The organism is Thiohalomonas denitrificans, assembly GCF_900102855.1.
Taxonomy (GTDB): Bacteria; Pseudomonadota; Gammaproteobacteria; order Thiohalomonadales; family Thiohalomonadaceae; genus Thiohalomonas; species Thiohalomonas denitrificans.
The window spans coordinates 131,240-151,036 of record NZ_FMWD01000001.1; the positions used below are offsets into that span (position 1 = coordinate 131,240).

Below are 19,797 nucleotides of genomic sequence, written 5' to 3' on the forward strand. Positions count from 1 at the left end.
AGCGGTATAACCACAGAGGGCACAGAGGACACAGGGATCAAACCTGTCTTTTCTCTGTGTCCTCTGTGGCTGGAATCTAGCCTTTTAGCAGCTTGAGCATTGCTTGCTCGTCGAGGACCTCGATCCCGAGCTGCTCCGCCTTTTCGAGTTTCGAGCCGGCATTCTCGCCGGCGACCACATAGTCGCTGTTCCTGGAGACACTTCCGGTGACCTTGGCGCCCTGCGCCTGCAGACGCTCTTTGGCCTCCTCCCGGGTCAAGGAAGGTAGCGTTCCCGTCAGCACAAAGGTCTTTCCCTCCAGCGGCCGCTCACCAACCGGCACCACTGCGCTCTTCTCCCAGCGCACACCAAAGCGGAGGAGCTTGTCGATGACCTCGCGGTTGTGTGCCTGCCGAAAGAAGCTGTGGATGTGGCCGGCGACCACCGGGCCCACATCGGGAACCTCGAGGAGCCGCTCCTCACCGGCCTCTTCAATGGGTTTCAGATCACCGAAATGGGCGGCCAGCGCCTGTGCGGTGGCCTCCCCGACTTCCCGAATACCGAGCGCATAAAGAAAGCGGGCCAAAGTGGTTTGCTTGCTATTTTCCAGTGACGCCAGCAGGTTGTCGGCGGATTTGGCGCCCATTCGCTCCAGACCCAGCAGCTGCTCTCTGGAAAGGGTATAGAGATCGGCCGGGTCGTGGATCAGCTCCCGCTCCACCAGCTGTTCGATGATCTTGTCGCCCATCCCGTCGATATCCATGGCCCGGCGGGAGGCGAAGTGCTTGATGCGCTCCTTGCGCTGGGCGGCACAGACCAGCCCTCCGCTGCAGCGGGCGACCGCCTCACCGGCCGGGCGCACCACGTCGGAGCCACAGACCGGACAATGGCCGGGTAGCCTTGGAGGCTCGGCACCTTCGGGCCTCCGGCTCTCCACCACCGAAACCACCTCGGGGATGACATCACCGGCACGGCGCACCACCACCGTATCGCCGATGCGCACGTCCTTGCGCTCAATCTCGTCCACGTTGTGAAGGGTGGCATTGCTCACCGTCACCCCCGCCACCTGCACCGGTTCGAGTCGGGCCACAGGCGTCAGGGCACCGGTGCGGCCCACCTGCCACTCCACGTCCCTGACGACGGTCATCTCCTCCTGGGCCGGGAACTTGTGGGCAATGGCCCAGCGCGGTGCGCGGGCGACGAAGCCCAGCTCGCGCTGCCAGTCGAGGCGGTCCACCTTGTAGACCACGCCGTCGATCTCGTAAGGCAGGGAATCGCGACGCTTTCCGATGCTGCGGTAGTATTCAAGACACTCCTCCAGCCCCTCAACGACCTTCAGTTCGGGACAGACGCGCAGCCCCCATTCCTTGAGTCGCTCCATGATCGCGCTGTGGGTGGCCGGCAGTCCACCGCCGTCGCTATAGCCTGTTCCATAGCAGAACAGGTTCAGCGACCGTTCCGCAGTGATGCGGGGATCGAGCTGCCGCAGGCTGCCGGCGGCGGCATTCCGCGGATTGGCGAAGGTCTTGCCCTCCCGTTCCGCCTGGCGACGATTGAGGGCTGCAAAGGCCGACTTGGGCATGTAGACCTCGCCGCGGACTTCCAGCCGCCCGGGCCAGCCTTGTCCCAGCAGACGCAGGGGAACGGCGGCAATGGTGCGCACGTTCCGGGTGACATCCTCACCGGTTGTGCCATTGCCCCGGGTGGCAGCGCGCACCAGTCGGCCCTCTTCATAGAGAAGGCTGATCGCCAGGCCGTCGAGCTTGGGCTCGGCAGTAAAGGTCACTGTTCCGGCGTTCAGGCGTTCACGCACCCGGCGGTCGAAATCTGCCAATTCCTCGTCACTGAAGGCATTGGCCAGCGAAAGCATGGGGAGAAGGTGCTGAACCTCGCCAAGTTCCCTGGCGGGTTTGGCCCCCACCCGTTGGGTGGGCGAATCCGGGATGACCAGTTCGGGGTGCTGTCCCTCCAGGCGCTGAAGCTCCCGGAACAGCCGATCGTATTCGGCATCCGGAATCTCCGGGTTGTCGAGCACGTAGTAGCGGTAGTTGTGGTACTCAAGCTGCCGGCGCAATTCCGCAACGCGTCGTGGCACCTCTTCCGGAACCGCTTCACTCATTCTCGAACTCGCTCCTTACCGGACGGCTAGCCGAAGTACTTGCAAGTAACCACAGAGAACACAAAGAATGGTAGTTGGGTCTGATGCAGCGCATTTGTCGATTTCCGAGGCATTCAATGTCTCTGCGCTCTCCGGTTGCTACTACTTGCCGTCCTCCTCGACGGCAAGGGAGACGGCATCGAAGCCCCGGACCCGCTCCTGCAACTTCGCCAGCTGCGCCACATCCAGGGGCTTTCGGCGCTCGTTGCAGAGCTGGCCTCCGAGTTCACTGTTGAATATTCGGGCCGTTTCCAACATCCGCTGGAACGCCGTGACGCCATCCACCGGTCCGGGCAGCTGCAGGAAAAAGATGAGCCCCGGGGTCTCCAGGTAGGATGGTTGCTCCAGGTCGAAAGTGCCCGGTTCCAGGGCATTGGCCATGCCGAACCAGGGTTGGTCATCCACCTCTTCCGTGTCGGCGCAGAAGTGAAAGATGCCCATCTGCCCGATGGAAAGCCCGGTTGCCTTCGCCGTCGCCAAAATATCCGGCCCCTCGAAGGGGGTGTCCGACGCCATGAGCGAAAGCACCACCACCACCTCCTCCGGCGCCTCATCGGCACCACTGCTCTCCCATATCTCCTCGACCGCGGGATCATCGCTGCGGGCGCTGAACCCCACCCCGTCATCGGGCTCGGGGTAGGGCTGGTCGGCGGCCGAAAAGCCCTCCATGTCGAACGGGTCATCGGCGCTTTCGGACTCCTCGCGATGACGGCTCTGCAGGCGAGTCTCCCTGAAATAGATGCCGGCAATGAGTGCCAGTCCGACAATGATGAGGATAAGTCTCAGGGTATCCATGAAAAGATTCGCTTCAGACGGCGGCCAGCTCGATGGCTTTATCCACGTCCACGGCCACCATTCGGGAGACGCCGGGCTCATGCATGGTAACGCCGGCGAGATGACTCGACAGCTCCATGGTCACTTTGTTGTGTGTGATGAAGATAAACTGCACCCGCTCGCTCATCTCCTTGACGAGGCTGCAGAAACGGCCCACGTTCGCCTCATCCAGAGGGGCGTCCACCTCGTCGAGCATGCAGAACGGCGAGGGATTCAGCTCGAAGATGGCAAATACCAGCGCCACCGCAGTAAGGGCCTTTTCGCCCCCCGAGAGCAGATGGATACTGCTGTTGCGCTTGCCGGGCGGGCGCGCCATCACGGCGACGCCGGTGTCCAGCAGATCATCACCCATCAGCTCCAGGTAGGCGTGACCGCCGCCGAACAGGCGGGGAAACTTTTCCTGGAGGCCCTTGTTGACCCGTTCAAAGGTCTCTTTGAAACGGGTGCGGGTCTCGCGATCGATCTTTTTGATCGCATTCTCGAGTGTCTCCAGCGCCTCGGTCAGATCGGCGTGCTGTGCGTCGAGATAATCGCGCCGCTCCGACTGCTGTTCGAATTCATCAATGGCCGCCAGGTTGATGGGGCCCAATCGGGCAATGCGCTGGGCGATATCATCCACCTGCTTCTCCCAGGCTGTAATCTCCGCGTGATCCGCCAGTGACTCCATCAGTTCATTCAGCTCCAGCCCGCTCTCGGTCACCTGCTCCTCGAGCGTCTGACGGCGAACCTTCAGCTCCTGCCAGCCCATGCGTTTCTGTTCCAGCTTCGCGCGGATCTCCTGCACCACCCGCTCCGCCTGGATACGTTCGCCCTCTCTCTCGCGCAACACGTGGTCGATATCTTCCACCCTGAGGCGAGCCTCCTTGAGACGCGCCTCCACCTCCATGCGGCGGGCAAGCTGCTGCTCCAGCTCCTCACTCATGCCCTCGATCGGACTGCCGCCTTCGGCACGCGCCATGTTCAGCTCTTCGCGCCGTTCGGCCAGTTGGGTGAGCTGCTGTTCGGCTCGCTCCAGGGCATGGCGGGTGGTCTCCAGCTCGGTACGCATGGTCTGGATTCGGATGGCCGTCTCCTGGGCGGCCTCACGATCCGTGCGAGCCTGTTCGCGGTTCTGTTCCAGGGTCTCGCGCAACTCATCGCGAAGCCGGGTCAACTCCTCACGGCGTTGCGCCAACTCCTCCATCTCTTCAAGGGCACGATGGAGCGTATAATGGGCACTCTGTATCCCCTGTTCGGCCTCACTCTGATGGCGCTTCAGCTCTTCGGTCTCGGCCTGGAGCCGATCGCGGCGCTGCTCAATCTGTTCCAGGCGCGCCTGCTTCCCGGAGAGTTGTGACTGCAACTCACTCACGATCCGGTTGGCTTCATTCAGCTCCCCCTGGAGCTGCTCCCGCTCCTCTTCCAGCTCCCGTTGGCGGCCCCGACCCTCTTCGGTCCGCCGCGTCAGCTCTTCTGCCTCACCCTCCAGCGTCTCGATGTCTTTTTCAAGATCCTTGAGTTCCTGTTCGCGATGCAGGACGCCGGCGTGCTCATCGGACTCGCGCACCACCCTCAACCAATTGGAACCAATCCAGATGCCATCGCGGGTAATCACCGATTCGTGACCGGCCAGCCGGCTCCGCAGTTCAAGGGCCGCATCGAGCGTATCAACACTGTAAACGCCCCCCAGCAGGCCATCGAGGGCACGCTCACCACTCACCCTGGCAGCCAACGGAGTGCCTTTGGCCGCATCGCCGGCCGCTACCGTAGCTCGAGTATCGAACAGTGTCAGTGCGCCATGTTCGAGACTTCCGAGCGCCCCCACCACCGGGTCCAGACCCTCCACGCACACCGCCTCCAGGTTGGCACCGAGCACGCATTCAAGCGCCCTCTCCCATCCTTCGTCTACCGACAGCCCTTCGGCGAGGCGCGGCGCATCCTGCATTCCCCGGGCATCCAGCCAATCGGTTACGGCGCCCTTGCCCTTGCCAAGTGCCGCCTGCTGCAGTGCCTCCAGGGAGGCATGCCGGCCCCGGCCGGCCTGGAGCCGGGAGCGGGTCTCGTCGAGGCGCTTGCCATCTTCGCTGTTCTGCTCGCGGACCCGGGCGATCTGGTCCAGGCAGGCGGAGCGGCGCTCCTGAATGGCCGCCAGGCCCATCTCCTGTTCGGCAATCTGCTCCCTGGCCATGGCAATCTCTTCCGCCAGGCGCTCGGTGGAGAGATTGGCCTGCTCCTCGTCGATGCGTCCCAGGCGCTGCCCCAATTGGGTAACCTGCTGCTCAAGCTGCTGGATGCGAGCACGTTCGACCTGTGCGGTCTGGGAGGGTTCGGCGGCCTTTCGATTGAACTCCTCCCACTCGGCCTGCCAGCGTTGCATCGCCTCTTCGGCCTCCAGGAGGGCCGCCGATGAGAGTTCCGCAGCGGCCTGCAGCTCCCGGTGAGCCGGCCCCTGTTGGTCGAGCCCCCGGGTCAGTTCCTCGATCTTGTTACGGTCCATCTCCTGATGAACCTGTGCCTCGTTCCAGGCGCGCTCCACCTGTCCCAGATCGCGCTCCAACTGCTGGTGGCGCTCCCGGGCATGCTGGATGGACTGTTCAAGGCGGGCGATGTCGGCACCCACGCCATAGAATTCACTCTGGATCCTGTTGAAGCCTTCAGTGGCCTCGACATGCTCATCACGCTTGCGCTCGATCTCCGCCTCGGCACTTCGCTGGCGCGCCACCTGCGCCTCCAGCCCCGTCTCCTGCTCACGGATATCGCCTTCCCGGTGCTCCACTTCCTGGTTCAGCTTCTTCCATCGCAGGGCCTGCAGCTGCCCCTTGAGCTGGCGCTCTTCGGCTTTGTACTCCTTGTACCGTTCAGCGGTGCGCGCCTGGCGCTGCAGGTGGGCCAACTGCTTGCCTAGCTCATCACGCAGGTCATTGAGGCGCTCGAGATTGTCGCGGGTGTGGCGAATGCGATTTTCCGTCTCCCGGCGCCGCTCCTTGTACTTGGAGATGCCGGCCGCCTCTTCCAGGAAGTTGCGCATCTCGTCGGGCTTGGCCTCAATCAGGCGCGAAATGGTGCCCTGCTCGATGATGGCATAACTGCGGGGTCCCAGGCCGGTACCCAGAAAGATGTCGGTGATGTCGCGTCGGCGGCAGCGAGAGCCGTTCAGATAGTAGGAGGATTGCGCGTCACGGGTGACTACACGCCGGATGGAAATCTCGTTGAAGCTGGCATATTGCCCCCCGACGCTGCCGTCGGAGTTGTCAAACACCAGCTCGATGGAGGCCTGACCGACCGGCTTGCGCGAACTCGATCCGTTGAAGATCACATCGGTCATGGAGTCGCCGCGCAGGTGCTTGGCCGAACTCTCCCCCATCACCCAGCGCACGGCATCGATAATGTTGGATTTGCCGCAGCCGTTGGGACCCACCACACCGGTCAGATTGGCCGGCAATGAAATACTTGTCGGGTCCACGAACGACTTGAAACCGGCCAGTTTGATCTTGCTAAGGCGCATATGCGGTCAAACCACCAAAAAACGATCAGAAAGAAAGGAGAGCAGGTGCTGAGGGGCAGGGCAGCCGGGATAGCGACCTTCGCTGGGCCGTTTTAATGCTCCGGTTCCCTCGTGCCCTTCGTGTGCCCGCCGTTTTCCGCTAGAATTCGGGGTCGATAAAGCTACCATGAAAGACGGAACATGCCTACCCAGCCCAGCAAGACCCTGGAAACCTTCGATAACCCTGCACCAGCAATGGATTATACCATCCGCATCGAGATCCCGGAGTTCACCTGTCTCTGCCCCAAGACCGGCCAGCCGGATTTCGCCACCATCTATATCGATTATGTCCCGGACGAGCGCTGCCTCGAGCTCAAGGCGCTGAAGCTGTATATCTGGTCCTTCCGCGAAGAGGGTGCCTTTCACGAGAAGGTGACCAACGACATGCTCGCGGACTTCATCGCGGCCTGCCAACCCCGTTTCATGCGCGTGACCGGTCGTTTCAATGTCCGCGGCGGCATTTACACCAGCATCACCGCCGAACACCGCAAGGAAGGCTGGCAACCGCCGCAACCGGTCACGCTGCCCTGAAAACCACAGAGAACACAGAGACAGTGATCTCACTCGGTGTTCTCCGTGGTTGATCCGAACTACTACATTGGTATCGATCTCGGCACCTCAGGCTGCCGGGCGGTCGCTATCGATCAACGGGGTACGGTTGCCGGCGAGGCGCGGGTCGATCTGCCGGAACCGCTCCGCCGGGGGGCGGCAGTCGAGCAGGACCCGATGTGCTGGTGGCAAGCCGTCGACGAGGTAGTACATGCCCTGTTGAAAACCATCTCTTCAGAGGCCGTCAGGGCCATAGCGGTGGACGGCACCTCCGGTACGGTACTGCTCACCGACCCCGAAGGCCGTCCCTGCGGCGCCGCCCTGATGTACAACGATAATCGTGCCGTCGAGGAGGCCAACCGAATCGCTCACACGGCACCGGCGGAGTCCGCCGCCCACGGTACCGGGTCGGGGCTGGCCAAGCTCCTCTGGCTTGTAGCCCACACCGGGGAAAAGGCGACTCGGGTGGCGACCCAGGGTGACTGGATCGCAGCCCGGCTGACCGGCACTCCGGGCGTCTCGGATGAGAACAACGTCCTCAAACTCGGTTGGGATCCCGTCCGGGACCGCTGGCCGAAATGGCTTCAGGCCCTGGGTATCTCCGAACAGCAACTACCCGAAGTGGTCGCACCGGGAGCACCTCTGGGCCGCCTGAAAGGGAGCCTGGCGACTCACTGGCACCTGCCTGAAGCGACCTGGGTCATGGCGGGAACCACGGACAGTACCGCCGCCATCTTCGCCACCGGTGCCAAGCGGCTCGGGGACGGCATCAGCTCTCTCGGTTCCACCCTGGTCACCAAGGTGATCGCCGACCGGCCCATCTTCGCCCCCGAATATGGTGTCTACAGTCAGCCGCTGGGGGATCAATGGCTGGTGGGCGGCGGTTCCAATTCTGGCGGGGCGGTCCTCAAACACTTTTTCACACCATCCCGAATGGCCGAACTCAGCGAGCGCATCGATCCGGAACATACCTCCGGGCTCGATTACTACCCGCTGCTGCAGCCGGGAGAGCGTTTCCCGGTCAATGATCCCGATTTCGCCCCTCGTCTCGCACCGCGGCCCGCCAACGATGCCCTGTTCCTTCAGGGGCTACTGGAAGGAATCGCCGCCATCGAGGCCGCCGCCTATCAGAAACTGCAGCAACTCGGCGCCCCTTACCCCGAACGCATTTTCAGTGTCGGCGGCGGCGCCTCCAATCCGGTTTGGGAAAAGATTCGGGGCCGACTGACAGGCGTTCCCATGGTCAAACCCATCCATTCGGAAGCGGCCTACGGCACCGCCCTGCTCGCCCGCCGATTGCTCGCACAGGCCTGACATCCCAGGCGTTTGGCACCGCCGACCGGAGGTCAGTCAACCCGGTTCGGTTTGCCTGGAGCCTGTCGGAGAACATCGTTTTTTGTAGGTTGGGGTGAGTTGTGCGAACCCCAACGCTGATTTGGTTGGGCTTCGTTCCTCAGCGCCAACCTACATTTTGGAGTCCATTGCTTTCTCGGACACGCTCCTGGCGGGAAGGGCAAGGCGGGCGATGCGATCGCAGGCCTCCTCCAGTACCTCGCTCTTCTTGGCGAAACAGAAACGGGCCAGATTGCGGCCCGCATCGTCATGATAGAAGGCCCGACCCGGAACACACGCCACCCCGGTTCTTTCGAGGATCCACAAGGCCCGCTCCCGATCGTCGGCACCCGGCACGCCGGAAATGTCCGCCATTACGTAGTAGGCCCCCTCCGGGCGGTGGGGCGTCAGTCCCGCCTGCCGGAGCGCTGCGCAGAAACGATCCCGTTTTACCCGGTGCTCCCGCGCCACTTCCCGGTAGAACTCCACCCCGAGTTCCAGGACTCCCCGGGCGGCGCCGAGCTGTAACGGGGCCGGTGGGCAGACATAAACCAGGTCGTTGTACTGTGTCGCTGCCTGGATCACTTCGGGTGGGGCAATGGCATAGCCCAGGCGCCAACCGGTAATACTGAAGATCTTGGAGAAACCGGAAATGGTCACCGTGCGCTCCCGAAGCGCATCAATGGAGGCCGGAGGAATATGGGTGAGACCGTCATAGACAAAGTGCTCGTAGATCTCGTCCGAGAACACGACCAGGTCGTGTTGCCGCGCAAACCGGGCCAGCCGCTCCAGCTCATCGCGGCGAAACACCTTTCCGGTCGGATTGGAGGGGTTGCTGAGTACCACGGCCCGGGTACGGGAGTTGATGGTGCGCCCCAGTGCCTCCCAGTTCACACGCCAGCCGGGCGGTTCGAGCCGCACGTAACGAACCCGGCATCCCATGGCTTTCAGGGATGCGGCGTGGTAGCCGTAGTAGGGCTCGAACAGGATCACCTCATCGCCCGGATCGAGCAGCGCATGGGCTGTGGAATGGAACGCGCCGGTCGCTCCCGAACTGATCATGATCTCTGCATCCGGGTCCACGCTCAGGCCATACCGAGCTTGCGTTGCTGCCGCAATCGCATCGCGCAGCTCAACGAAGCCCTCCGCCGGCGTGTAGATGTTGCGGCCGGCATCCATGGCGGCCTTGGCGCCTTCGATCACCGAAGAGGGGATCGCCAGGTCGCACACTCCCTGCGCCATATTGATGCCCTCCACCCGCGCACACTCGTAGGTCATCGCGCGGATTTCGGACTGCAAGACGTTTTCTGCGCGCCGACTGAGTCGAACCATACCACCCCTCTTCCGCTACTGTTCCTGGAATCTCACACAGCCAAAGCAACCGCGTACTCTGCGCTCTCGGTACGAAAAAGGGACTACGCGTTCGCCCGGACCCGGAGTCGCACCATATCGAACCGTTACCGAAGCTGTCCATGGGACGTTTCACTTGATGGCCGTAACGGGCTGACGTAGGGTCTTCCTGCCCATTCAGGAGACTACCGGCAATGATTCAAAAGCCTTTCATCGGGGCCTCGTCGTTTTTTCGGGGCGTCCGACTGCTGACCGAACCCGGCCTGAAGCGATTCGTGGCCATTCCGTTGGCGATCAATGTGGCGGTGTTCAGTCTCTTGCTCTGGGTTGCGCTCGATCAGTTCGGGGCACTGATCGACTACCTCCTGCCCCAGCTGCCCGAATGGCTCGCCTGGCTCGCCTGGCTCGCCTGGCTCTCCTGGCTGCTGTGGGCGGTTTTCGGCATCGCAGCCCTGGTGCTGATCTTCTTCAGCTTCTCGATCATCGCCAACCTGATTGCGGCCCCCTTCAACGGTTTTCTCGCCGAAGCGGTCGAACGCCATCTGACCGGTCGACCCGCGAATTCGGGAGGTGGCCTGACGGCGGCTTTAAAAGCGGCCCCGGGGGCGGTGATCGATGAGCTCGGCAAGCTGCTGTACTTCGCCAAGTGGGCGGTTCCGATGCTGTTGCTGTTCCTCATCCCGGGCATCAACCTGATTGCACCATTTGCCTGGATGGCCTTCAGTGCCTGGATGCTGGCGGTCGAATACAGTGACTACCCGCTGGGAAATCACGGGCTCAAGGCACGTGAACAGCGCCAGCGGCTGGGTGCCCATCGCCCGATGGCACTCGGATTCGGCGGCGTGGTGCTGGTGACGACCATGATCCCCATTGTCAACTTCCTGGTGATGCCGGCCGCGGTGGCCGGCGCCACAGTCATGTGGGTGCAGGAAAGGCAAAAGATTCAACACCACTGAGAACACAAAGGTCAGCAAACACGGTTCACCACGGGGTGCACGGGGACCACGGGGTAAAACAAGTTCTCGGGTTTTTTTCTCCCCGTGCGCCCCGTGTTCCCCGTGGTTCAAAATTCAAGGGGGGAATCGTTCAGGCTGGGAGCAGAGATTACTTTGTCGCTGGAGTTCCTCCAATAACAGGAAGGTCTCTGTGGCCTCAGTGGTTATCAACACGCAGAAATCCGGCGATGCGCCGTACGCCCTCTTCCAGCCGCTCCATCGAGGTGGTGTAGGCGAAGCGGAGGTGCTGTTCGGGCCGGTAGTTACCGAAGTCGAGGCCCGGCGTTACTGCCACGCCCGCCTTTTCCAGCAGGTCGGAGGCCAGCTGCTTTGAGTCGCCGAAACGGCTGCAGTCCGCGTACAGGTAGAAGGCACCGCGGGGCTCGACAGGGATCTCGAAACCCAGCTCCCGCAGTGCGGGGAGCAGGAAGTCGCGACGACGCTCGAATTCTGCCCGACGGCTTTCCAGTATTTTCCGGGTCTCCGGTTCAAATGCCGCCAGGGCCGCATGCTGGGCAAGCGTCGGGGCGGCAATGAAGAGGTTCTGCATCAGCTTCTCGACCTCACGCTGATACTCCTCGGGGGCAACCAGCCACCCCAGGCGCCAACCGGTCATGCAAAAGTATTTCGAAAAGCTGTTCACCACGAAGGCGCCGTGGTCCACGGCCAGAACGGTCTCCGCCTCAATCCCGTAGGTAAGGCCGTGATAGATCTCGTCCACGATCAATCGGCCACTCCGCACCCGCACCGATTCGGCGAGTGCTGCCAGTTCGGAACGTTCGAGCAGCGTACCGGTCGGGTTTGATGGCGATGCCACCAGCGCCGCAACGCAGCGCTCATTCCAGTGGGCGCTGAGCCGTTCTGCATCGAGCTGATAGCGTGTGGTGGCATCCACCGGCACCCCCCGGGCCTGGCCCTCCACGAACCGCGCAAAGTGCCGGTTGCAGGGATACCCGGGATCGGCGAGCAGCAACTCATCATCACGGTCGAGCAGTACCCCCAGCGCCAATAGCAGGGCACCGGAGGCTCCGGGAGTGATCACGACCCGTCCGGGGTCGATCTCCACCCCGTAGCGATCCCGATAATGGCCGGCGATAGCCTCCCGCAGCGCGGGCAGGCCAAGCGCCGGAGTGTAGTGGGTATGACCATCGGTAAGGGCCTGCCGGGCTCGCTCGATGATCGGTTCCGGCGTGCCGAAGTCGGGCTCGCCGATCTCCATATGCACGATATCGTGCCCTGCGGCCTCCAGCTCCCGTGCCCGCCCGAGCAGTTCCATCACATGAAAGGGCTCGATATCCGCCATGCGGCGGGCGGTGTGCGTGGGCCTCTCAGGACTCATGGAGCCGGCGAACCAAAGCAAGATCCAGGAAGGTGGCTTCGCCCACCTCCCCCGCCATCACCTCAAAGGGCGAATCGGGCTCGCCCCAATGATCCAGCACCACGACAGCGGCATCGAAGGCCTCATCACGGGTGTAGCCGTTGACCGCCACAATGGTCTTCAACCCGGCCGAGGACGAAGAAATGACGCCGTTATGGGAGTCTTCGAAGGCGATGCACTGCTCGGGGGCAAGACCGAGTCTCTCCATGGCATGGAGATAGATGTCCGGCGCCGGTTTCTTCTTCGGCACCACATCACCCGCGGCGATGACGTCGAACCACTCTGTCGCACCCGGTTCCAGGGCGTTTTCCAGCAGCGCAGTGACGTTCTCAGGCGTGGTGGTGGTGGCCACCGCCAGCTTCAGGCCTGCGGCCCGGGCTTCGCTGATCAGACGCCGTACACCGGGTCGTAACGGTATGCGTCCTTCGGAAAGCATCCGCGTGAAGTGAGCCGTTTTCGCCTTGTGCAAACCGGCGATAAAGGCCTTCAGGTCCCCTGGAGCTTCGAACGAGGTGTTGTACTGTTCCAGATAACGACCGATCCGCTCCTTCCCGCCGGTAACCGCCAGGAGTTTGCCGTAGAGCTCCTCGGACCAGTGCCAGTCCAGGCCGGCATCAGCGAACGCGCGGTTGAAGGCCACCCGGTGGCCATCCCGTTCCGTATCCGCCAGCGTTCCGTCCACATCAAATAGAAGTGCGTCAAGTTTTGCCATTGCAGTGTCGTATTACTATCGCCGTGTTGAAAATGTTGAAAACGACATAGGTTACCGGAGCCCTGCAGGACGCGCACCCTGCGCCAATATTGCGCGAATCCGACAGTTCTGGTATAGATGCCGGCTGATTTTGTACGGCCTTGATTGGCTGGGGCATACAGGCAGGAGATAAACGCATATGCCAGCAAAGAAAACGGCGGCCGAGGTGGCCACCGAAACCACTGAAAACGCAAGCGTTTCTTCCAATACATCGGCCAAAAAACCGGCTGTGAAGAGCGCTGCCAGTGTGGAAAATACGGCTCCTCAGAAAAGCGCCGCCGAGGGTTTCGGCAAATTTACGCCCTATGAACCCAAGAAAGGGGAAGAGTATATGAGCGAAAAGATGCGCGAGCATTTTCGCCATATCCTCACCGGATGGCGCAAGGAACTCATGGAAGAGGTGGACCGCACGGTGCACCACATGAAGGATGAGGCAGCCAATTTTCCTGATCCGAACGATCGCGCCACGCAGGAATCTGAATTTACGATGGAATTGCGCACCCGCGACCGGGAGCGCAAGTTGATCAAGAAGATCACCGAGTCGCTGGATAATCTGGACGAAGGCGAGTACGGCTACTGCGAGTCATGTGGCATCGAAATCGGCATTCGTCGACTGGAAGCCCGCCCTACGGCGACCTTGTGCATCGATTGCAAGACCCTGGATGAAATCCGGGAAAAGCAGCGCGGCTGAGGTGTCCGAGCCGGTATGCGGAAAGGGGGCCTCGTGCTCTTTTTTTCGTTGAGAGCCATACCCCCGCTGCGCAGCCCAAATCAATGAAGAACCGGTAACCACGGGGGGTAGGGGGTAAAACAGGTTGTCCGATCTTTTTCTCCCCGTGCGCCCCGTGTTCCCCGTGGTTTGAGGTTCAAGAGGGGTCTGAATCGCAGACGCTGAGAGAGGGATTATGAATCACATAGGCCGTTTTGCCCCCTCGCCTAGCGGACCACTGCACTTCGGGTCGCTCGTGGCCGCCGTTGGCAGTTTTCTGCAGGCGCGCAGTCAAGACGGGCTGTGGCTGGTACGGATGGAGGACGTCGACCGGCCGCGGGAAGTCCCTGGCGCCGCGGATGCCATCCTGCGCTCGCTCGAGGCCTTCGGGCTGTACTGGGACGGCGAAGTGGTCTACCAAAGCCGACGTGACGAGGCTTACCGGGCCGCCCTGAGAGAGCTGGAACGGCTGGGAGTCGCCTACGGGTGCGTCTGTTCCCGCAAGGAAGTGGCCGCTGCCATCGCCGCCAGCGGGGGCACACCCGGCGTCTATCCCGGTAGTTGTCGAACCGCTGCCCCGGCCGGCCGGCGGGCCCGAACGATACGAGTCAACGTGGCCGGACAACACATCCGCTTCGAAGATCGGCTCCAGGGCGTGTTTTCACAGGAGCTCGAACGGGACGTGGGTGACTTCGTCGTCCGGCGCGCGGACGGGCTGTTTGCCTACCAACTCGCCGTCGTGGTGGACGATGCCGAGCAGGGAGTCACCGAGGTGGTACGCGGCAGCGACCTGCTCGATTCGACGCCGCGCCAGATCTATCTGCAGCAAATGCTCGGTGTGCCGACGCCCCGCTACCTGCACCTGCCAGTGGTGGTCAATGCAGCAGGAGAGAAACTCAGCAAGCAGACCTTTGCGGGCCCGCTCGATCCTGCCACACCGCTGCCCGCCCTGGTGCGGGCATTGAGCTTTTTGGGTCAGCATCCACCCGCTGAACTATTGCGCGTCAGTCTGGAGGAGTTCTGGCACTGGGCCATCGAACAGTGGGAACCGAATCACATTCCTGCCGTCAAGGCGCGGACCAGCCCCTGAGCGGGAGCCGTTTACGCGGTAGAATCATCGGGTGTTACGTTTTGTAACGTCCATTGATATGCTGCTCCCATGGCCAAGCGTTCTGAAACCGGCGGTTCCATCGACCGCGTCATCCTGCTGTTTCTGTTTGCGATTCTGCTGCTCGTCTCGCCACTGAAAACGATCTGGGCTGCGGATGATGCGCCGTGGTATCTCCCGTACCTGCTCTGGGGCGCTCTCATCATCCTCGCCGCCCGGCTGCAACGCCGCTTTCTGAATGATGAAATTTGAGCTCTGGCAGCTGTTTCTGGCGGGAGTCGCCTATCTGGGCGTACTCTTTATCGTCGCCTACGCCGCCGATCGTGGCTGGCTCCCGGCCCGACTGGCGCGACATCCCGCAACCTACGTCCTGTCGCTCGGTGTCTACGCCACCTCCTGGACCTATTATGGCAGCGTCGGATTCGCCCAGGAGCAGGGCTACAACTTTCTGACCATCTATCTCGGGGTAACGCTGGCCTTCCTGCTGACCCCCGTCCTGTTGCAGCCCATCCTGCGGCTTACCCGCGATTACCAGCTGGCCTCGCTGGCCGATGTCTTCGCCTTCCGCTATCAGAGCCAGCTGGCGGGAGTGCTGGTGACCCTGTTCATGCTGGCGGGGGTGCTCCCCTATATCGCCCTGCAGATACGGGCCGTCACCGAATCGCTTCAGGTGCTGACCAACGAGTCGGCCCCCCACCTCATCGCACTGGCGTTTTGCGTCACGATCACGCTGTTCGCCATCCTCTTCGGCGCGCGGCATATCTCGGCCCGGGAGAAACACGAAGGGCTGGTGGTGGCCATCGCCTTTGAATCGCTGGTGAAACTGGCGGCGCTGATCATCGTCGGCCTGTTTGCGATATACGGGGTCTTCGGCGGACTGGGAGGGATGGAAGAGTGGCTCCAGCGGCATCCCGAGGCCCTGGAGAACCTTTATCGACCGGTGCGGGAAGGACCCTGGGCCACCCTGCTGCTACTCTCCTTCGCAGCGGCCTTTCTGCTGCCCCGCCAGTTCCACATGACCTTCACCGAGAATCTGGAGAGTCGCTCACTGTCGGTGGCCAGCTGGGGATTCCCTTTGTTTTTACTGGTGCTCAACCTCGCCATCCCGCCCATTCTCTGGGCGGGCATGCATCTCTCCCCGGACACGGCTGCCGATTTCTATGTGCTCGGCATCACTCTGGAAAGCGGCTCGACACTCCTTCCGGTCCTCACCTTCATCGGAGGGGTATCGGCCGCTTCGGCAATGATCATCGTCACCACCCTCGCACTGGCGGCCATGTGCATGAATCATCTGGTGCTGCCGGCCAGTTTCCCGCCGCAGCTCAAGCCGGAGACCGATCTGTATCGCTGGCTGCTCTGGGGCCGTCGCCTGCTGATCGCTATTATCATCCTGGCGGGATACGTATTTTTCCTGCTTCTGGAGCGCAACCAAGGACTCGCCCGACTGGGGCTGATCTCCTTTGTGGCCGTGGCCCAGTTCCTGCCCGGCATCGTCGGGCTGCTCTATTGGCGCCGTGCCACCCGCACCGGCTTCATCCTCGGCCTCCTTGGCGGCGCCGGCGTCTGGACGCTCACTCTCCTGTTGCCCCTGTTCGAGGAGTCCGGCCTGATCCGCAGCGCCTTCGATCCACTCCAGGTATTGGGCTCCGAAGCCCCATGGGGCCCGGCCACCTTCTGGTCGCTGACGGTGAACGCACTGCTTTTCGTGACCGGTTCGCTGCTGTGGCGAGCCCGGGACTCAGAAATCGAAGCCGCGCAGGCCTGCTGCCGGGAGAGTCTGGGACCGCCGCGGGGCACGCTGGTGGCAGGCTCGCTCAGGCAGATTCGCGAACAGCTGGCGCTGATCACCGGCCGGGAAATGGCCGAACATGAAGTAGAACGCGCCCTCAGGGACCTGGGCATCGCATCCGAGCCCACCTCGCCAACCGAGTTGCGGCGGGTGCGCGAGCGCATCGAGCGGAACCTCTCGGGCCTGGTGGGGCCGGTGCTGGCGCGAATGATCGTCGATGAACGCCTGCAGATCGAGTCCGGTGCCCGCACCGCGCTTTCCGCCAGCGTCCGTTATATGGAGCAGCGACTGGAGGATTCACGGACCCGCCTCAAGGGCCTGGCGGCCGAGCTCGATGACTTGCGCCGCTACCATCGCCAGGTGCTGCACGACTTGCCCCTCGGCGTCTGCTCGCTGGGTCCGGATCGGGAGGTGATGAGCTGGAACGTGGCGATGCAGGCCATCTCCGGCATCCCGCACCGCCAGGCCGTCGGACTTCCCCTCAAGGAACTGGCCGAACCGTGGTCGGGGCTGCTATGCGGTTTTCTGCGCGCCCAGGACAATCACCTGCACAAGATCAAGATGCGGGACGGCAGGGAGACGCGGGTGTTCAACCTCCACAAGGCCGCCATTGAGGGCCCGGGCACCGGGCACAGTGAGATCCAGCCGGGCGGCACCGTCATCCTGGTGGAAGACCTGACCGATCTCTACCGGCTCGAATCCGAATTGGCCCATAGTGAACGTCTGGCCTCTGTGGGACGGCTCGCGGCCGGTGTGGCGCATGAAGTGGGCAACCCGGTCACCGGCATCGCCTGTCTGGCGCAAAACCTGCTCAGCGAGCGCGATGAGGAACTGACTGAAGAGGGGCTGGAACAGATACTGGTTCAGACCCGCCGCATCTCGGCCATCGTGCAGTCACTGGTCAGCTTCAGCCACAGCGGTACGGTGGCCGACCACACCCCCGTATCAGTCGGTCTGGCCGAGATCATCGACGAATCGGTGCGACTGGTACGACTCAGCCATTCGGGCAAGCAGTTGCAGTTCGACGTGGACTGTTCAGCATCGCTCTCGGCCATTGGTGATCGCCAGCGGCTGGTCCAGGTCTTCGTAAACCTGCTCAGTAATGCCTGCGACGCTTCCGCACCCGGCGAGCGCATCCGGGTGTCGGCCTTCGAACAGGCCGATTACGTCATGATCGAGATCGTGGATCACGGCAGCGGCATCGACCCGGACGAGCTCGATCAGGTCTTCGAGCCCTTTTTCACCACCAAGGAGCCCGGTGAAGGCACAGGCCTCGGGCTGCCAATGGTCTACAACATCGTCCAGGAACACTCCGGCAGCGTCACCATCGACAGCATTCCGGGTGGTGGCATTCGGGTACAAGTGCAACTCCCCGCAGCCGGTGAACGCTCCCTGCCCGCCCCTCAAACGCAGGAAACCGCATGAAACAGATATTGATTGTCGAAGACGAGGCGATCATCCGCACCGCTCTGCGCCGACTGCTGGAGCGGCACGGCCACAGCGTATCCGAGGCGGGTTCCGTCGGTGAAGCCGTGGCCAACTTCACGCTGGGTGATTTTCAGCTGATCATCGCCGATCTACGCCTTCCCGGCGCCCCCGGAACCGATATCATCGACCGGTGCGGCGAGGTACCGGTACTGATCATGACCAGTTACGCCAGCGTGCGCTCGGCGGTCGATTCGATGAAAATGGGAGCGGTGGACTACATCGCCAAGCCCTTCGATCACGATGACATGGTGATGACCGTCCAGCGCATCCTCAAGCAGCGCAATCTGGCCCTTCACAATGAAGTGCTGAAGTCGGAGCTCTCCCGCGCCTATCCCATCGAAGGGATCATCGGCACCTGTCCCGCCATGCAGGAGGTTTTTGCCCGGATTCAAAAGGTGGCCCCGGCCGATACGACCGTGCTCATCCTGGGGGAATCGGGCACCGGCAAGGAGCTGGTCGCCCGAGCGGTCCACGAACACAGCGCGCGCCGCAATGCACCCATCATCACCGTGAACTGCGCAGCCATTCCCGAAGGGCTGATCGAGTCCGAGCTGTTCGGACACGAAAAAGGTGCGTTCACCGGCGCCGTGGAGAGCCACCGCGGTCTGGTCGAGGCCGCCGATGGCGGGACGCTTTTTCTCGACGAGATTGGCGAGTTGCCCCTCGAGGCGCAGGCACGTCTGTTGCGGGTGCTTCAGGAGGGCGAGATCCGCCGGGTCGGTTCCACCCAGTCACGCAAAGCCAATATCCGCCTGGTTGCGGCCACTCACCGCAATCTTCAGAAGCGGGTCAACGACGGGCGCTTCCGCAACGATCTCTATTTTCGTTTACATGTGATGGAAATCGCCCTGCCACCACTGCGCGACCGGGGGGATGATATCGAAGAGCTGGCGCGAGTGCTGCTGGACAAGACTTGCCACCGTCTGAACCGGCCCCCGATGCAGATCTCCGCCGAGGCCGTAGAACGCATCCGGCGTTATCCGTGGCCGGGAAATGTTCGTGAACTGGAAAATGTGCTGGAGCGGGCGGTCATCTTGAGTGAGGGAGATACCGTGTCCGCGGATCTGCTACCACTCGAATGTGCCGCCACGACGGTGCCGACCGAAGCCGCCCCACCCGACAATCTCTCCCTCGACGAATATTTCGTCCGCTTCGTGCGGGAACACGAAATGCAGATGACCGAGACCGAGCTGGCCAAACAGTTGGGCGTCAGCCGCAAAACCCTCTGGGAGCGCCGCCAGAAACTGGGGATCCCGCGCAAACGCAGCCCTGTTTCCTGATTTCACACACGGGCTTTCAAGCCTCGGGGCTACCCATAAATCCGAATATTCTGTAGTTTTGTCTCATGAATCCGAAAGAGCCCTTCCTCATCCACTATCAGGGATACTTCCGCAATCTCCTGAAGTGGGAAGACCTGGATCGCTTCTGGGAACGTCTGCGCGCCAGCGAAGCCGACTGGTTCGTCTACGCCATCGGCGAAGCACCACCGGACCGTCCTGCCACAAAAAGCGAGTTGGAGACCTTTGTTGTGGAAGTCGACGCCCTGCTGCGTCGTGAACACAAGGAGGACTATTGCGGGATCGTCTATATTGATGATCCTGAGGCCCCCTCAATGGCAAAGATCTATGATCCCAACAACCTGGGCAGTGTCTGTGGCCCGGGTTTCGGGTCACCGACACTGCCCGGCTGGGTGTTGTCCACGCTACCGCCCACGGATTTGCCCGCCGCGTTCCCGCCTCCCGGAAACCGGCGTCGCTGGTGGCGGAAACTGTTTGGCGGCTAATGGGTCAATCAGCGGAATCCGAGGCGGCGCTTTGACGAGGATCCTCACGTCGCCAGCACACCACCGGCAAC

Annotated in this window: 15 protein-coding genes; 9 read left to right on the forward strand and 6 right to left on the reverse strand. The window is 62.3% G+C overall.

Translation table 11 applies throughout. The features are described 5' to 3' along the window. Positions 1–76: 76 nt before the first annotated feature. The 3 genes from ligA to smc all read right to left on the reverse strand — a co-directional run bounded on the left by ligA (position 77) and on the right by smc (position 6,455). Positions 77–2,098, reverse strand: a complete 2,022-nt coding sequence (gene ligA, locus BLP65_RS00565; protein ID WP_092991554.1) for an NAD-dependent DNA ligase LigA — start codon at positions 2,096–2,098, stop codon at positions 77–79. A 141-nt stretch (positions 2,099–2,239) separates the two neighbouring features. Next, on the reverse strand, positions 2,240–2,932 hold the full coding sequence (locus BLP65_RS00570; protein WP_175452388.1) for a cell division protein ZipA: 693 nt from the start codon (positions 2,930–2,932) through the stop codon (positions 2,240–2,242). A 13-nt stretch (positions 2,933–2,945) separates the two neighbouring features. Next, positions 2,946–6,455 carry a chromosome segregation protein SMC gene (gene smc / locus BLP65_RS00575; RefSeq protein WP_092991558.1) on the reverse strand — a complete coding sequence of 1,170 codons (3,510 nt, stop codon included), beginning with the start codon at positions 6,453–6,455 and terminating at the stop codon, positions 2,946–2,948. Positions 6,456–6,635: 180 nt separating this feature from the next. On the opposite strand from smc, the gene queF reads away from it, so the two are divergent. Both queF and BLP65_RS00585 read left to right on the forward strand, forming a co-directional pair. Continuing rightward, positions 6,636–7,025 (forward strand): preQ(1) synthase, encoded by a 390-nt coding sequence (gene queF / locus BLP65_RS00580; RefSeq protein ID WP_092991560.1) that lies wholly within the window; start codon positions 6,636–6,638, stop codon positions 7,023–7,025. A 45-nt stretch (positions 7,026–7,070) separates the two neighbouring features. Further along, the gene (locus tag BLP65_RS00585; protein ID WP_092992279.1) at positions 7,071–8,357 is read left to right on the forward strand and encodes an FGGY-family carbohydrate kinase; all 1,287 of its coding nucleotides are present in this window, start codon (positions 7,071–7,073) and stop codon (positions 8,355–8,357) included. 150 nt (positions 8,358–8,507) lie between these two features. On the opposite strand, the gene BLP65_RS00590 is transcribed toward BLP65_RS00585, so the two are convergent. After that, entirely contained in the window at positions 8,508–9,707 is a 1,200-nt protein-coding gene (locus BLP65_RS00590) for a pyridoxal phosphate-dependent aminotransferase (protein ID WP_092991562.1), read from the reverse strand. A gap of 212 nt (positions 9,708–9,919) precedes the next feature. Here BLP65_RS00590 and cysZ point away from each other — a divergent pair, with 212 nt between their 5' ends. Beyond that, entirely contained in the window at positions 9,920–10,681 is a 762-nt protein-coding gene (gene cysZ, locus BLP65_RS00595) for a sulfate transporter CysZ (RefSeq protein WP_092991564.1), read from the forward strand. Positions 10,682–10,877: 196 nt separating this feature from the next. On the opposite strand, the gene BLP65_RS00600 is transcribed toward cysZ, so the two are convergent. Beyond that, a complete protein-coding gene (locus BLP65_RS00600) occupies positions 10,878–12,059 on the reverse strand; it encodes a pyridoxal phosphate-dependent aminotransferase (RefSeq protein WP_092991566.1) in 1,182 nt (393 codons plus the stop codon). Next, positions 12,049–12,810 (reverse strand): HAD family hydrolase, encoded by a 762-nt coding sequence (locus BLP65_RS00605; protein WP_092991568.1) that lies wholly within the window; start codon positions 12,808–12,810, stop codon positions 12,049–12,051. The genes BLP65_RS00600 and BLP65_RS00605 overlap by 11 nt, the downstream gene beginning before the upstream one ends. A 286-nt stretch (positions 12,811–13,096) precedes the next feature. Here BLP65_RS00605 and dksA point away from each other — a divergent pair, with 286 nt between their 5' ends. From dksA to BLP65_RS00635, 6 genes are all read left to right on the forward strand, one after another. Continuing rightward, complete coding sequence (gene dksA / locus BLP65_RS00610) at positions 13,097–13,540, forward strand: RNA polymerase-binding protein DksA (protein ID WP_245688209.1); 444 nt, start codon at positions 13,097–13,099, stop codon at positions 13,538–13,540. A gap of 214 nt (positions 13,541–13,754) precedes the next feature. Next, a complete protein-coding gene (gene gluQRS / locus BLP65_RS00615) occupies positions 13,755–14,648 on the forward strand; it encodes a tRNA glutamyl-Q(34) synthetase GluQRS (protein ID WP_092991570.1) in 894 nt (297 codons plus the stop codon). Between the two features lie 69 nt (positions 14,649–14,717). Next, positions 14,718–14,918 carry a hypothetical protein gene (locus BLP65_RS00620; RefSeq protein ID WP_092991572.1) on the forward strand — a complete coding sequence of 67 codons (201 nt, stop codon included), beginning with the start codon at positions 14,718–14,720 and terminating at the stop codon, positions 14,916–14,918. Then, entirely contained in the window at positions 14,905–17,880 is a 2,976-nt protein-coding gene (locus BLP65_RS00625) for a sensor histidine kinase (RefSeq protein ID WP_317623041.1), read from the forward strand. The genes BLP65_RS00620 and BLP65_RS00625 overlap by 14 nt, the downstream gene beginning before the upstream one ends. After that, entirely contained in the window at positions 17,877–19,223 is a 1,347-nt protein-coding gene (locus BLP65_RS00630; protein WP_092991576.1) for a sigma-54-dependent transcriptional regulator, read from the forward strand. The genes BLP65_RS00625 and BLP65_RS00630 overlap by 4 nt, the downstream gene beginning before the upstream one ends. Positions 19,224–19,288: 65 nt before the next feature. Then, a complete protein-coding gene (locus BLP65_RS00635; RefSeq protein ID WP_092991578.1) occupies positions 19,289–19,726 on the forward strand; it encodes a hypothetical protein in 438 nt (145 codons plus the stop codon). Positions 19,727–19,797: the final 71 nt, after the last annotated feature.